Annotated in this window: 16 protein-coding genes; 5 read left to right on the top strand and 11 right to left on the bottom strand. The window is 55.3% G+C overall.

Translation table 11 applies throughout. From position 1 onward, the window contains the following. On the bottom strand, window positions 1–1,469 hold a 1,469-nt coding region (locus EBS11_RS13685; protein WP_290603492.1), incomplete at its 3' end, for a methyl-accepting chemotaxis protein. A 604-nt stretch (window positions 1,470–2,073) separates the two neighbouring features. On the opposite strand from EBS11_RS13685, the gene EBS11_RS13690 reads away from it, so the two are divergent. The 3 genes from EBS11_RS13690 to EBS11_RS13700 all read left to right on the top strand — a co-directional run bounded on the left by EBS11_RS13690 (window position 2,074) and on the right by EBS11_RS13700 (window position 4,081). After that, a complete protein-coding gene (locus EBS11_RS13690; RefSeq protein WP_290603564.1) occupies window positions 2,074–2,793 on the top strand; it encodes a Crp/Fnr family transcriptional regulator in 720 nt (239 codons plus the stop codon). A 147-nt stretch (window positions 2,794–2,940) separates the two neighbouring features. Next, entirely contained in the window at window positions 2,941–3,408 is a 468-nt protein-coding gene (locus tag EBS11_RS13695) for a lipocalin-like domain-containing protein (RefSeq protein WP_290603493.1), read from the top strand. Between the two features lie 181 nt (window positions 3,409–3,589). Continuing rightward, on the top strand, window positions 3,590–4,081 hold the full coding sequence (locus tag EBS11_RS13700) for a DUF4265 domain-containing protein (protein WP_290603494.1): 492 nt from the start codon (window positions 3,590–3,592) through the stop codon (window positions 4,079–4,081). Here the strand turns inward: EBS11_RS13700 and EBS11_RS13705 are convergent. Further along, a complete protein-coding gene (locus EBS11_RS13705) occupies window positions 4,059–4,400 on the bottom strand; it encodes a pyridoxine 5'-phosphate synthase (RefSeq protein WP_290603495.1) in 342 nt (113 codons plus the stop codon). The two genes, EBS11_RS13700 and EBS11_RS13705, sit on opposite strands and share 23 nt — an antisense overlap. A 60-nt stretch (window positions 4,401–4,460) precedes the next feature. On the opposite strand from EBS11_RS13705, the gene EBS11_RS13710 reads away from it, so the two are divergent. Beyond that, window positions 4,461–5,174 carry a YjjG family noncanonical pyrimidine nucleotidase gene (locus tag EBS11_RS13710; protein WP_290603496.1) on the top strand — a complete coding sequence of 238 codons (714 nt, stop codon included), beginning with the start codon at window positions 4,461–4,463 and terminating at the stop codon, window positions 5,172–5,174. Between the two features lie 91 nt (window positions 5,175–5,265). After that, window positions 5,266–5,760: a DUF2726 domain-containing protein gene (locus EBS11_RS13715; protein WP_290603497.1), complete on the top strand. Its 495-nt coding sequence runs from the start codon at window positions 5,266–5,268 to the stop codon at window positions 5,758–5,760. Between the two features lie 15 nt (window positions 5,761–5,775). Here EBS11_RS13715 and EBS11_RS13720 read toward each other — a convergent pair whose 3' ends face one another. From EBS11_RS13720 to EBS11_RS13760, 9 genes are all read right to left on the bottom strand, one after another. After that, complete coding sequence (locus EBS11_RS13720) at window positions 5,776–6,111, bottom strand: FKBP-type peptidyl-prolyl cis-trans isomerase (RefSeq protein ID WP_290603498.1); 336 nt, start codon at window positions 6,109–6,111, stop codon at window positions 5,776–5,778. A 249-nt stretch (window positions 6,112–6,360) separates the two neighbouring features. Next, window positions 6,361–6,867, bottom strand: a complete 507-nt coding sequence (locus EBS11_RS13725; RefSeq protein ID WP_290603499.1) for a hypothetical protein — start codon at window positions 6,865–6,867, stop codon at window positions 6,361–6,363. Continuing rightward, window positions 6,868–7,896: an AAA family ATPase gene (locus tag EBS11_RS13730; RefSeq protein ID WP_290603500.1), complete on the bottom strand. Its 1,029-nt coding sequence runs from the start codon at window positions 7,894–7,896 to the stop codon at window positions 6,868–6,870. A 150-nt stretch (window positions 7,897–8,046) separates the two neighbouring features. Beyond that, window positions 8,047–8,904, bottom strand: coding sequence for a site-specific integrase (locus tag EBS11_RS13735; protein WP_290603501.1), 858 nt, complete (start codon window positions 8,902–8,904; stop codon window positions 8,047–8,049). A gap of 59 nt (window positions 8,905–8,963) precedes the next feature. Then, window positions 8,964–9,866, bottom strand: coding sequence for a hypothetical protein (locus EBS11_RS13740; protein WP_290603502.1), 903 nt, complete (start codon window positions 9,864–9,866; stop codon window positions 8,964–8,966). Between the two features lie 218 nt (window positions 9,867–10,084). After that, complete coding sequence (locus EBS11_RS13745) at window positions 10,085–10,354, bottom strand: hypothetical protein (protein WP_290603503.1); 270 nt, start codon at window positions 10,352–10,354, stop codon at window positions 10,085–10,087. A gap of 237 nt (window positions 10,355–10,591) precedes the next feature. Further along, the gene (locus EBS11_RS13750) at window positions 10,592–11,914 is read right to left on the bottom strand and encodes a hypothetical protein (RefSeq protein ID WP_290603504.1); all 1,323 of its coding nucleotides are present in this window, start codon (window positions 11,912–11,914) and stop codon (window positions 10,592–10,594) included. Then, window positions 11,911–13,056 carry a zonular occludens toxin domain-containing protein gene (locus tag EBS11_RS13755; protein WP_290603505.1) on the bottom strand — a complete coding sequence of 382 codons (1,146 nt, stop codon included), beginning with the start codon at window positions 13,054–13,056 and terminating at the stop codon, window positions 11,911–11,913. Before EBS11_RS13755 ends, EBS11_RS13750 begins: the two co-directional genes overlap by 4 nt. 9 nt (window positions 13,057–13,065) lie before the next feature. Further along, the gene (locus EBS11_RS13760) at window positions 13,066–13,401 is read right to left on the bottom strand and encodes a hypothetical protein (protein ID WP_290603506.1); all 336 of its coding nucleotides are present in this window, start codon (window positions 13,399–13,401) and stop codon (window positions 13,066–13,068) included. Between the last annotated feature and the right edge of the window lies 1 nt (window position 13,402).

The following is a 13,402-nucleotide window of genomic DNA, read 5'->3' on the forward strand; positions in this document are numbered from 1 at the left end:
TCTTCCACCAGGGCCGCATTTTGCTGCGTCACCTGGTCCATCTGGGCGATCGCCTGGTTGACCTGCTCGATACCGGCGCTCTGTTCATTGCTGGCGGCCGTGATCTCGCTCATGATGTCCGTCACGCGCGTGATGCTGGCAACGATGTCATCCATCGTGCGGCCCGCCTGGTCCACCAGCTTCGAACCCGCTTCGACCTTCTCGACCGAGTCGCCGATGAGCACCTTGATATCCTTGGCCGCCGCCGCCGAGCGCTGCGCCAGGTTGCGCACTTCCGTCGCCACGACGGCAAAGCCGCGGCCCTGTTCGCCCGCGCGCGCCGCTTCCACGGCCGCGTTCAGGGCTAAAATGTTCGTCTGGAAGGCGATGCCGTCGATGACGGCGATGATGTCGACGATCTTGCGCGACGAAGCATTGATCGATGCCATCGTGCCCACCACTTCGCCCACCACCTTGCCGCCCTCGACGGCGATGCTCGACGAGCTCAGCGCCATCGTGTTGGCCTGGCGCGCATTGTCCGCGTTCTGCTTCACGGTCGACGTCAGCTCTTCCATCGACGATGCCGTCTCTTCCAGCGAACTGGCCTGCTGTTCCGTGCGCGAAGACAGGTCCTGGTTGCCGGCGGCGATCTGGCTCGACGCCGTGGCGATGGTGTCCGTGCCGCTGCGCACCTGGCCCACCAGATTCTGCAGGCTGGCATTCATGTCCTTGAGAGCCTGCATCAATTGTCCAGTTTCATCTTGCGATTGCACAACAATATGCGCGGTCAGGTCGCCAGCCGCCACCTGGCGCGCCACGCCAACGGCCTCGACCAATGGGCGCGCCACGCTGCGCGCCACCCACAGCGCCAGCAGCATGCCGACGGCGACGATGCCCACCAGCAAGCCGATCAGGCTGGCGCGCGAGGTGGCATAGGTGGCGTCGGCGCTGGCGCTCGAGCGCGCGCCGCCGTCCGTATTAATGGCCACCAGTTTATCCAGTGCCACCATCATGTCCGTCATGACCTTGGCCGACGGCCCCACGGCCAGCGCCCGCGCCTCCTCCTTTTTCATCTCGCGCGACAGGCTCAGCATCGTCGCGTGCAGGCGCATGAATTCATCGTTGAGCGTCAGGAAACGCTCGAAGATTTCCTTCTCGCCCGGTTCGGAAATCAGGGTGCGGTATTTGTCGCCGTCCGTCTTCAGCTTGGCCTGCGTTTCCGTCATGCGCGTTTCATTGAGCGCCATGTCGGAATCCTGCGCGGCCAGCATGTGCGCCAGTTCCCAGCGGCGGAAATCGCTGACGTCGCTGCGCATGGACATGGCCGCCAGCACGCTGGGCATCCAGTTGGCGGACAGATCGGTCGAGGCGTCATTGATGCGCGCCATGGAAAAAATGGCCGACACGCCCAGCGCCGCCGTCAGCAGCAACACGGCGCCAAACGACAAGATCAGCTTGGTGGCAATTTTCAGATCAAAAAACCATTTCATGCGTTGCTTCCTTCATTAATCAAGCGGAGCGAGACAGGTGCGCGCGCTGGCCAGGGCCGGCGCGGCCAATGGAGCGAAGAATGCCAGGCATCGCAGGCCGGGCCGCAGCGAGCAGGAAAGACGGGGCAGGACGGCACCCCGTGCAGCGAACCCGTTCGCGGCGGCAGCGCATACTGAAATGCAAGTCAAATTTCCGCAACGCAACATTTTATCATCGCGACTCCTGGCCGCAGATTGGTTTGATCTCCGCACCTGGCTAAAGTTCGCTTTATGTGTGCTACGTGTCGCATTTTTGCCAAATCGCTGTTATTTCCATATGGAAAAAGTAAAACCCCGGCGTAGGAGCCGGATGACACGAGGCAATGTTCCTAGCCTACATAAGCGCGTCGGCTCATCTGATGCCAGCCGGCGCGGCATCGTCCTATAGTGGATGCAACACGTAACACAACGCTAGCAAGCCAGAAGCGCAGCGCCATCCAACAAAATCAGAAGACGAGGCCACATCATGTACAAAGCTTATAGCAACCTGACTCCAGCAACGAATACCCACGCCGCCGTCCAGCACGACTGGCAGGCAGCCCCCGTAAAGACACCAGCCGCGCCCATGATCAGCATCACCGGCGCACAACAGAACGAATTGCTGCGCGCCTTGTCGCGCACCGATCTGGAACGCCTGTTTTGCCAATTGGAACTGGTCGCCCTGCCCGCTGGCAAGCACCTGTTCGATTGCGGCGGCAAGATTGAATACACCTACTTCCCGACCAACGCCATCGTTTCCCTGCTGTACGTCATGGAAGACGGCGCCACTACCGAGATCGCCGTCATCGGCCGCGAAGGCGTGGCTGGCGTGGTGCTGTATGAAGCCGAGCGCGCCACCTGCACCGCCATCGTGCAAAGCGCCGGCTACGGCTACCGCCTGAAAACGGCTTTCCTGCGCGAAGTCTTCCAGGAAGGCGGCGCACTGGCGCAATTGCTGATGCGCTACAACAGCGCCATGTTTGCGCAAATGGCCCAGAACGTGGTGGGCGGCCGCCATTGCAGCATCGAGCAAAAGCTGTGCCGCTGGCTGCTCGACCGCCTCGACCGCTCCCTGTCGAACGAGCTGAAAGTCACGCAAGACACCATGGCCAACATGCTGGGCGTGCGCCGCGAAAGCGTCACCGTCACGGCGCGCAAGCTGCAGGACGAAGGCTTGATCCAGTACCGCCGCGGCACCGTGGAAGTGCTGGACCGCGAAGGCCTGGAAGCGGCCGCAGGCAATTGCTACAAGGCAGCGCGCGCGGGCTTCGAACAGTTCCGCAGCGGCATCAGCGCACATAATTAAGCAGGCAGGCCAGCATTCCTGCAAAGCACGCTGTGGCGTGCTTTTTTCATGCCCGTCCCGCACGCAAAACGTGCGTCATAGAAATATTCGCTGTGCTTCAATGGACATCACGACATACCTGCTTTGATCCACCTCACGGAGTATGCAATGAGCGGCACATTACGCGAACAATTGATCGGCACCTGGCACTTGCAGTCCTACACGGAAACAGCGGTCGGCGACACGCAGGCCTCGTACCCGCTGGGCGAGGACGCCCTAGGCACCATCCTGTATGCCCCCGACGGCTACATGGCGGCGCAGCTGATGCGTCCCGGACGCAAGGCGTTCGCGGGCGGCGACATCTACCAGGCCAGCGCCGACGAATTCCGCGACGCGGCAAGCGCTTATCTCAGCTATTCTGGCCCCTACCATGTCGATGAACAGCAGGGCTTGCTCAGCCACTCCGTGGAACTGTCGCTCTTTCCCAACTGGATAGGCCAGGTGCAGCAGCGGATCGCCCGTCTCGACGGCGATACCCTCCACTTGAGCACCTACCAGCCGATGCTGGCGCGCGGACGCGAAGTGATCGCCCACCTGCGCTGGAAACGCGCCGTCCCGCCTGCCCGGCATGCTTAAGCCGCGGCGGGCTGGCACCCGGTGCCGGCCGCCGCCCTTGCAAAACGAATGACCGGCGGCGTCCCAATGCCTGCCATCCACCTGTCTGCCTCCCCTGTTCATCATGGTCCTGCCTGCCTTAGTCCAACAGCAGCGACCCGGTACAATACTGCCATCAATATGTTTTGGACTGAAAGATTCGATGGACGACATTAATTGCGAAGGACTGCCCCACATCCGCGTGCTGGCAGGCGAAAACAAAGCAGGCCCCGTGTATGAAACGCTGCCCGCGCGCCAGATCGACGAGCACGTCTACGAACTGCTGGCCTCGCCCGGCCTGACCTTGAACCTGGCGCGTGGCGACGTCGTCAGCATTGCCGATCCGCTGGCTCCCGCCGAAGTCCTGAAGCGCGGTGGCAACTTCTGCATCCAGATCTATGCCGATGAACTGGAACAATCCGCGATCGACCAGCTCGAACGTGCAGTGCAGGAACAGCTGGGCGGCACGCTGGACGGCCAGTACAAGGGCAACCTGGCCTTCAGCGTCCCCGCACATCACGGCTTCTACAACGTCAACGGCCCTTTCGATGCCTTCCGCGAAGCAACGGGTGTGGAATGGTATTTCGCCAACATCTACGCCAACCTCGACGATGACGATGACGAAACCCTGCTCAAATGGTGGGAAGGGATGTAGACGGCGGCTCATGCCGCGGCAGTGACTTGGCATATTCCGGGTAAAGGGACAACACGTTTTCGCCGCCCTCCATGAAGCACTCAACCGCCAGCGCATGGCCGGTCGACAGGTCCAGGATGCCGGGGCTGTCCAGAAAACGGGCCAGATCGTGCCAATCGAGGTCATGGCCCGCATGCACGCCCGTTCCCGCGCCGGATAGTGCGCATCGGCAAACAGGCTTTGATTGACGTTGACGCAGACCCGGCTCGCGGGCAGGAATGGCGTGGAAGGAATGAATCTGGCAGCGATGGCAAGGGATCGCCCGCGCGGGCAGGACCAACCGAACTCGGCGCTACGTGCTACGATGCAAGATAGATTTCCACGCCTTCAACGACCTGCCATGAAATACAAATTATTCCTGTTTGACCTGGACGATACCCTGCTCGATTTCCGGGCCTCCGAAAAACGCTCGTTCCTGCATACCATGCACACCCTGGGCCTGCGCGACGGCATCGATGCGCTGTTTACGCGCTACCAGGAAATCAACGTCGACCTGTGGAAACGTTTCGAACTGGGCACGGTGACCAAGGATTTCCTCAAGGTGGAACGCTTCCGCAAGTCCTTCCAGGAAAACGCCATCGACCTGGATCCGGAACTGGCGAGCCGCCTCTACCTGGAATCGCTGCCGGACACGGTCGTGCTGATCGATGGCGCCAGGGAAGTGTGCGAAGCGCTCTCGCGTATCGGCGAAGTGGGCATCATCACCAACGGCGTCGAAGCCATCCAGAACCGCCGCATCGCCGCCTCCGGCCTGGGCGGCTACATTTCCTTCGTCGCCACCTCCGAAGCGTGCGGCCATGCCAAGCCGGACGTGCGCTTTTTCGAGTATGCGACCAAGATGGCCCGCGCCTTCAGCAAGGACAGCACCATCATCATCGGCGACCGCCTGGACGCCGACATCCTCGGCGCCAACCGCTACGGCATCGACAGCTGCTGGTTCAATCCGGATGGCATGCCAAATACCTCGGCCGCCATGCCCACCTGTGAGGTAGCCAGCCTGCATGACATCGTGCCGGCGCTGGATGTGATACCAGTCAACCTGAAGCAGGCTTGATCCGGCGCAAACACATCATCTGACATACGCTTGCAGCGGCACGACATCACGCCGCTGTTCGCGTACCATCAGGGTTTGTCCATTCTGCCGCATGTCCATGCCCTCCTATCCCGTCCTGCTCGCCATCGCGGCATTGCTCCTGTTCTTGGCCATGCTGGCCGTGCGCGGGAACGCGAAGTCCCGTGCGCCGCTGCGGCTGCAAAGAAAACCCGTCATGACGGCGCGCGAGCAACAGATGTACCGCCTGCTGCAAACGGCCCTGCCAGAATGCACGGTGCTGGCGCAAGTGGCGTTTTCCGCGCTGGTGACGGCAAAGGGATGGGCAAACAGGAACCGTTTCGACCGCAAGGTGGCCGATTTTGTCCTGTGCAGCCAGCAACTGAACGTCATCGCCGTCATCGAACTCGACGACCGCAGCCACCTCGGCCGCGAACGCCAGGACGAGGAGCGCGACGCCATGCTGAGGCTGGCCGGCTATGTGACCCTACGCTATGCCAACTTCCCCACGCAGCAGGCGCTGCGCACCGACATCGAGCAACTGCTGACGCAAAAAGCCGGAGTGAAGGCAAATACCCTGTCCGCCTGACGTCACATCAAGGAATCAATCGCGCGTCAGCACTTCCAGCAATGTAATCTCGAAGATCAAATTGGAACCAGGCGGTATCAATCCCACCTGCCGTTCTCCATACGCCAGCTCTGCCGGCACCCACAGCTTGCGCGTGCCCCCCACTTGCATGCCATGCAGACCCAGGATCCAGCCCTGGATGACCTTGTTATTGCTCAAGACACAGCGGAAAGGCTCGCCCCGCTTGTGCGATGAATCAAACTCCGTGCCATCTTCCAGCCAGCCCCGGTAGTGGGCCGTGATCAGGGCGCCGCGCGCGGCCGCCTTGCCATCGCCCACCACGATATCGTCCATCTTCACTTCGACAGTCATCTCGAATTATCCTTCATCAAATCACGATGCCGCGATTGTACGACAGCATGAAAAAAGCCCCGGCAGATTACCCGCCGGGGCTTCATTTGATGCTGCTCAATTCTGGTGGGCCTCCCGTGAGTCGAACACGGCACCAACGGATTATGAGACACATCATCTACCATACAGAACCAATAGCAGCCTTAAGACCGTCCTTAAACAACTACACATTCCACCTCAAACTCCTGCACTAAAATTCCTCGAAAACTGTTACGCACCTCGCCTAACCGGCATTTTTTTAACTATTCTATTCCATGAGGCAATGTTCATAACAGCACATCCCGAGATAAATGAATTTTTCCAGGCCGTCTTTCGCGGCCCAGTAACAGGGATTAACCTCTTCAACGCCTCAGTCCTGACAAGCAATTCAGCATCCGATAATGCCTCAGCGCCAATCAATACGAGAAAACGTACAGGCTTTGTAATATTCCCAGAAGCCCACTCATACAAAAACGAATCCCTGTATTTGAGCTTTAGGTCAGAATCGACGCCACCAGACAAAATTCGCTTAAGATACTCTTGCCTACTAGCAGCAGGACACTTCGGATTGTCAGGGTCTTTAATTTCTATGAAGTATATTTCATCTTGAAATTCAACCACAAAGTCTACAGCTTTCATACAATGACTTAAGCCATGCAGCACTTCGTCATCTAATTTCTTGCCTACCGCTCCCTTGGGAAGCCGAATCTTCAAATCCCCCTCAACCAATTCGTCCATCTACATATCCCCAAAGCTGCGTTCAATTTCTCGATCGTAAAGATCAGTAAAGACTCCCGCCAACGCATTTGGCTCAATGTCAGAGTAGTCATCAGTAGCGTGAGATGCAACATCCTTATTTTCGTCCCGATACAAAGAGATGAATCTCAACGCATCATTATCTTTTCTACGCAAATCAAACTCTTTTAACAAAACATAATTATGAGTAGTTAGAAAAACCTGCACATCAAGCCGCTGAAGCTCCAAGATAACTTCTACAACCTCACCCATTAAGGCTGGATTTAGGTTTGCCTCCGGTTCATCCCAGAAAAGTACAGACCCTTCAAGTAAAGTACCATTTTGAATAAGCAACCAAACTAAAGCAAGCTTTCGCATGCCCTCAGCCAATAAAGAAAATTCCAAATCTCCTTGAGCATTTTTCAAGAAAAAATGTTCATTTTTCGCAATAACCTTACCATCAATGGCTTTTTGCAAAAGACTCAACAATCGTGAGCGATGCGCATCTACTTTGCCCCTCAACTTTGGAAGATAGGCTTTCTTAATTATGTCAACATAAACATCTTCAAAGGCAATTTCACGTTTAGATGCAGTAGACAAAAATCCAGGCGAGTGAGCTAACATTTCCTTTACAGGGATATATGCTGCCTCCAACCCTTCTGTCTGCCATCTTTTCTCCCCCGTAACGGTCACATCTTTTGCTTCAGCTCTTTGGTTGTTTATAATTGCTTTTATAAAACTTCCATCGTCACGCCGTACAGTAACGCTCGCAGCAGGCAAGCCCTGTTGTCGCCGAATGAGCCGGGTCATACGTGATTGGTACGGATTGAATACTCCAAGCAGCTTGGTAGCAAACCCCTTGAGGCTATCCTCCCCAGTAGTGACAGCACAGGCCGCGTACAAGACCTTCAACAAATGTGTCTTACCGGTACCGTTTGTACCAATAATGACGTTCACACCAGATGAAAAAGTCTCGTCAAGAGACGAAAACGCGGTGAAATTTTCGAGCCGAACCCTTGTTAACTTACTCACTCTCTTAACTCCATCATTGTCTTATCTACTGGCTGTTGCTTGCCCCATTGCGTGCAGCGCCACATGAAAATTGTGCGAGGCTTACATCTTACGTGATAATCACATATCAATCGCAAATTTTCCTTACAGAACAATACATATCTAAATGCTCTAACTGGAAAATTCGCTACTAATTAGACTAGGTAACTTCTCTGCAAAGACAGCCAAATGACCAGCTGAAAAATGCGCATACCGCCTTACCATCTGTGTTGACTGCCACCCCCCAAGCTCTTGCAAAACATATAATGGAGTACCACGCTGCACATGCCAGCTAGCCCACGTGTGGCGCAAGTCGTGCCATCTAAAATCATCGATTCTGCAACGCTTAAGCGCCTTATACCAGGCCGCAGTAGTGACCGCGACCACAGGTTCACAGTTATACGTAAAGACTCGCAACGGATGACGACCACGCTGCAACAAAAGCACACGCATGGCATCACCATTGAGGGGAACTACAATAGCCTTACGAGTCTTACTCTGATCAGGATGTATCCAAGCCACACACCTGTCCAGATCAACCTGCGACCAGCACAGGCCAATCACATTACCCTTGCGTAAGCCCGTAGCAAGACTGAAGGCTACCATATGAGACAAATGTTCAGGCAACTCGAGCAATAGTGTGGACGCTTCCCCCTGTGTCAGGTAGCGCACCCGACGATCAGGCTCTTTCAGCAACCTCACCTTAGGAATAGCATCAACCCACTCCCAATCAACACAGGCTCGGATCAGAACAGAACGTAACAAAGCTAGAGTTCTGTTGACAGTACCATTCGTAACACCTGTAGCGCGCTTTTTCTTCGTAATGGCATCCACCACAGAACGATTTATATCGTTTAGTTCATAACCAGACAAAAGCGGCTCAAGCCACCGAAAAATGCACCTATCAGAATGCAAAGAAGCCTTATCAGCCTTCTCGGTTAACCAGCGATCAACTGCCTCACACCATGTCTTACCAGACAGCGATTCCAACACTAATCCAGCAACTACCATCTTACGCCTCACAACAATGTTGCCGTAAACCAACTATATCAGAATGGACATTCGTCCGTCGTGTCAGGCAAACCGGGAGCCGTCGCAAGGTAGACAACACCCAGTCCGTTGTTACACCAAGTCTGCAAACCATCCATGCAATGCCCTTCAATCGCTCGGAAAGCGGCCTGCGCGGCACCAAGCATCGACGTGCAGCCCAATAGGCGCCATGAGTGAACTTCGGGCACCACAATGCCCTTAGAACGGAAGTAGCGCTTTTGATCGAGCGCCCTGCACTGCATTTCTTTGCCGCAGTACTTGGCAATGTAGCTGGCGATCTTGTGTGCACCAGTGACACCAAAGCCGAAACGATGCGGATCGCGGACGTTAACTTGCCCCATCTGTTCACCGTTCGGCCCGCAGCCCAGGACGCTTTGCCAGATCGAGCGCAGGAGCGCGTACATTTGTCGACCGGCGACCGCCACATGAAAGTGCAGCGCGCCGCGCTCCTGTTCCTCGATGACAGCGACGTAGTGAAATTGTTTGTGCTTGCCAAGCTTGCGGCAAAATGCTTTCCAGTGCTTGAGTGCTGTCTCACGATCCACCATATTTTCTCGATACGTCAGCGTGACCATACGATCAGCGCCGATCTGTTTGCAGCAGTGCTTGACGTTCTTTTTCGCACGACGGCCAGCATCATCATCGTTTGCTTCACGGTTTTCGGACTCGCCGCGCTTGACCTTCGTTTTGAGCAGCCTAGCGGGTCCTACAAAGTGCCGCTCCTTCGTTACTGTCACTTCGCACTGTCCGTCCGGAAAAACGCGCTTACGGGCCGTATAGTTGTCGTTCCATGTGTTCTTAATTCCTTCATCGTCCCACCAATCCGGGCGATGTTGCGTAGATGGCTCCGCAGGCGAAAAATCAATTGACGCTAAAGCGTTTTCATAATCTAATTCGGTCATTCGGTAGTCCTGTAACGGCAGGTTTATCGAAGGCCCCTGGCATTTAGTAGATGCCTGGGGCTTTTTTTTGTCCATCAAAAACTGATCTGAAATCCTGTGCTGCACTTGCCCGTAACTGCGCTTTCTAATGCTGTGTTCTTAAGTGTCCCTAATACAAGTTTAGCGGCGCTTCGCGCCGCCACCCGCGCTGCGCGCAGATTGCGGCACGAAGCTTTCCGCTACCGTTTGCGCAGCAATTGCTGACGTAGTAATTTCTCGATGACCTGATCCGGCGTAATGTCTTTGAAGCGGATATACGCCTTCAACCCTTCCAGCACCTGCGCATCTACATGCACCGTCAGGAATACCTTGCCCTCATCGCGTAAGCGCTCCCTGCGCTCTTTTTGCCGTTGCGCACTGGACTTTGCCGCACCTGTCGCCGGACGCCCCCTGCCCCGTTTAATCGGGCCGAGCAGATCAATCGTCTTGTCATCCTCAGGCTGTTTCATGTGCATACTTTCAAAACGGTTTTTCAGAGTGAGCGGTACTGGCCAACGTGCAGCGCCGGGGCATTAAGCAAAGCGGCGGACTACCCGCTAAAACTTTGAAAACTTGTCGCTCCTCGCTCCGACACGCACGGGCCATCTGATGCCTTTACTTCAAAATCAAACGCCGACTTCGATATGCCCTCAAAGATTTTGCCCTTCGGGCCGCTTGTGCCACCACCCCGGAATTAACGTGACAAATCACTGTTTTTCAGATGTACGCGGAATTTGAGCGCTCAAGATCAGCACCAGATCGGTATGCAGCTTCGTTGAGGATCGCGCAGCCCACGAAGTCGGCAGGAAGGAGAAGCCAGAGGAGCTATCGACGGTTTGCGCATCGTTCAGACCGCCTATCAACAGCACCTCGCCATCATTGACCGTCACCGCCGTTTTGACCTGGCGCTTAATCATTGTCGGGGAACCCGTCACGCCGCTGACAGTTGGCTTGAAACTGGAAATTTGGCCATCGATAGCAAGATTGATTTTGCCGTTACCTAACACCTTCGGCAGCACGTCGACAATCACGCCAGATGGCCGATACACGATGTTTTGAACGCTGTTGCCGGAGTTATCTTTGCCCGTGCTGGCAATCGTTGGCGTTTCATCCCCGACCGTCAGCACCATCTTTTGATGATCGTCACCGACAATGCGGCTATTCGATACCTGTTTGAAGCGGCCATCGGTATTGAGCGCATCGATGACCAGCTGAAAATTTGTGCCGCGCAAGCTGATGGCGGACGCAGAGTTGACACTGCCAAGCGACGCGCCAAACTTAGCGCCCAACACATTAGCCATGATAGAAATCCCGCGGCCCGAGCTGGCGTTATCCGTCACCTCGACCCACGATGCAGACACATCGACCATGCGCGGCAATTGATCCAATGCGCCAAGCAGAATGCGCATTTTGTTTAACTCGGATGGACTCCCCGTGAGCACCAATTGATTCCCTGCAGCGACTGCACTTCGAGAGCCAAAAGCAGCGACCAGCACCGGCACCAAAAAATCTGCCGAACGACTGGCCGGCGCGTATACCTCCGATTCATCGTCACGACGCCGGCCGCCAGTATGGCTACCAAAGCCGCTAACACTTTCGGCGCCAAACTGCTCTTCCTCAGACTTAAGCCTGTTTAGCGGAGCGAACAAAGCTGCAGCAGCCGACGAATTCGCCGGAGCGCTGGCGTCCTGCACAACGGGCGAAACCGGAGCTTGCGCCATACGCGATGACTGCGCCGCACGCAGGTAGTAAACGCCGTCGCGCAACTCAGACGAAATACCAAGGTCAGCCAGAACGCCCTCAACAAACACAGGCAATTGCTGCACCGTCAAGGAGCGTACAGAAACTGAAATTTTCCGGTCCAGCGCCAGTGCATCGGGGGCGATAACAAAGTCACGCTCCAGCAGGTTTTTATAGGTGGCCTGCGCAAATGCCAGCAAAGAGGCAGAGGACATATTGATCGTTACAGGCTGATCGCTGGCCATGGCCATACACGGCAACAGCATCAAGTACAGGAGCCATTTTTTCATTCTGCACCTCGCACCCATAAGCCCGGCTCAATCTGCGCTATCCAGCCCCCATCCACAAAGCGGAAACGCAATGCCTGTATCACACGGCCGTCTGACAGGCTGACCATGTACTTGTGCCCCTGGCTCATGTAACCCACGCCCGTAACTGACTTTGAATAGACAAACTCTTCGCTTTTCTGACCTTCTACAGCCCCGAAATGGGGCGCCGCAAAGTGATAACCAAAAATGCCAAGCACGGCGCCCAGCAATAAGGAACAAAGGAGAAATTTAGACATATGTTTGTGTGGTGGCTTAGGTGGAAGCGCCCGAGGACGCAAAAGCGATAAAGCGGCAGGCGTAGCCTGCAATGGCCCGATGAAATCGGGAGGAATACCCACCACTGCGGACAAGTGCCATGCCGATAGCAATGAATGCGCTCCATGCGGATAGGTATCTGAAAAGACTTGAGTGGTGTTATAGGCATTGTTCAAATCGTCGCCACGGAAATACCAGCGATCGGCCACAAGAGCATCGGGAGAAGCGCCCAAGCGAACAACGCCAATATGCAGACGCGGCATGCTGCCCGAGGATGCGCCCGCCGTCATCAAGGCGATAGCCGGGCTCAACAAAGGCACCTTCATGCGATCCAGCCGGTTCAAGCGCACCACATACTCAAGGAGCGATTCACGCAACTGTTTATCAACCTGGCTAATGTTCTGCATGATGAAAAAAATGTCCCATCCGTACTTGCGCCCATGGATGGCCCATTCGAGCATTTCAGCCCTGCCCTTGTCTTGAAAATTGCGTGTATTGAGCCATGATCCACACTCATCTAGGATGAGCGCCCCATTGTGAGACTCGTCAAAACCCGGCAGCAACTTAGGCGACGGCGCAATGGCTGTAATTCCTGCGCGGCCATACTCCAAAATTGGCTCAAACTGAATAAATCGATTACCACTACCGATCATGTACAGATCGACCGCTGACGGCTTATCAGACACGCGGATGACAACGCTCTTATCGTTCGCTGGCATCAGATGTTCAAGGAAAACGTCACAGTTTGTTGCCACCCTCTTACCATCCCGCAGGTAGCGCCTAACCTGATCAATTGCCGCCTTACCCTTACCGCTGCCGAGCTTGCCGGTGATCGCATAAACAGCCATATCAATACCCTATTTTGCGACTAAATTAATGCCTTTTTTATTAATGACATATATCTGGCAAGCAAGCCATACAGACACATAGCAAGACGCCGCCGCCATCGTAGTACCATTAAAAGCGATGCCAAGCCCAACAGCAAAATTGGGATGCAAAGACGAAATTCCAGAAATCCCCTGCGCACAAACGCCACGGACACATGAGATACCCGTAGTTAAAAGGGTGGCAGCCAAACCAACAAATATAACGACAGCAGACACACGGAAAGCTTTTTCAGCGACCATAAATCTTCCAAAAAAACTAATCAGGAAGGTAATAATATGTACGAGTAATTGACCAAGGAGCGGCATG

This window comes from Janthinobacterium sp. (genome assembly GCF_009923995.1).
GTDB lineage: Bacteria > Pseudomonadota > Gammaproteobacteria > Burkholderiales > Burkholderiaceae_D > Janthinobacterium.

What these genes read in the sequence shown, in the direction of transcription:
- EBS11_RS13750 (WP_290603504.1), bottom strand. Translation starts at nt 11,914, where the DNA reads ATGAAAAAATGGCTCCTGTACTTGATGCTGTTGCCGTGTATGGCCATG.
- EBS11_RS13710 (WP_290603496.1), top strand. Translation starts at nt 4,461, where the DNA reads ATGAAATACAAATTATTCCTGTTTGACCTGGACGATACCCTGCTCGAT.
- EBS11_RS13745 (WP_290603503.1), bottom strand. Translation starts at nt 10,354, where the DNA reads ATGAAACAGCCTGAGGATGACAAGACGATTGATCTGCTCGGCCCGATT.
- EBS11_RS13720 (WP_290603498.1), bottom strand. Translation starts at nt 6,111, where the DNA reads ATGACTGTCGAAGTGAAGATGGACGATATCGTGGTGGGCGATGGCAAG.
- EBS11_RS13755 (WP_290603505.1), bottom strand. Translation starts at nt 13,056, where the DNA reads ATGGCTGTTTATGCGATCACCGGCAAGCTCGGCAGCGGTAAGGGTAAG.
- EBS11_RS13760 (WP_290603506.1), bottom strand. Translation starts at nt 13,401, where the DNA reads ATGCCGCTCCTTGGTCAATTACTCGTACATATTATTACCTTCCTGATT.
- EBS11_RS13715 (WP_290603497.1), top strand. Translation starts at nt 5,266, where the DNA reads ATGTCCATGCCCTCCTATCCCGTCCTGCTCGCCATCGCGGCATTGCTC.
- EBS11_RS13740 (WP_290603502.1), bottom strand. Translation starts at nt 9,866, where the DNA reads ATGACCGAATTAGATTATGAAAACGCTTTAGCGTCAATTGATTTTTCG.
- EBS11_RS13695 (WP_290603493.1), top strand. Translation starts at nt 2,941, where the DNA reads ATGAGCGGCACATTACGCGAACAATTGATCGGCACCTGGCACTTGCAG.
- EBS11_RS13700 (WP_290603494.1), top strand. Translation starts at nt 3,590, where the DNA reads ATGGACGACATTAATTGCGAAGGACTGCCCCACATCCGCGTGCTGGCA.
- EBS11_RS13690 (WP_290603564.1), top strand. Translation starts at nt 2,074, where the DNA reads ATGATCAGCATCACCGGCGCACAACAGAACGAATTGCTGCGCGCCTTG.
- EBS11_RS13725 (WP_290603499.1), bottom strand. Translation starts at nt 6,867, where the DNA reads ATGGACGAATTGGTTGAGGGGGATTTGAAGATTCGGCTTCCCAAGGGA.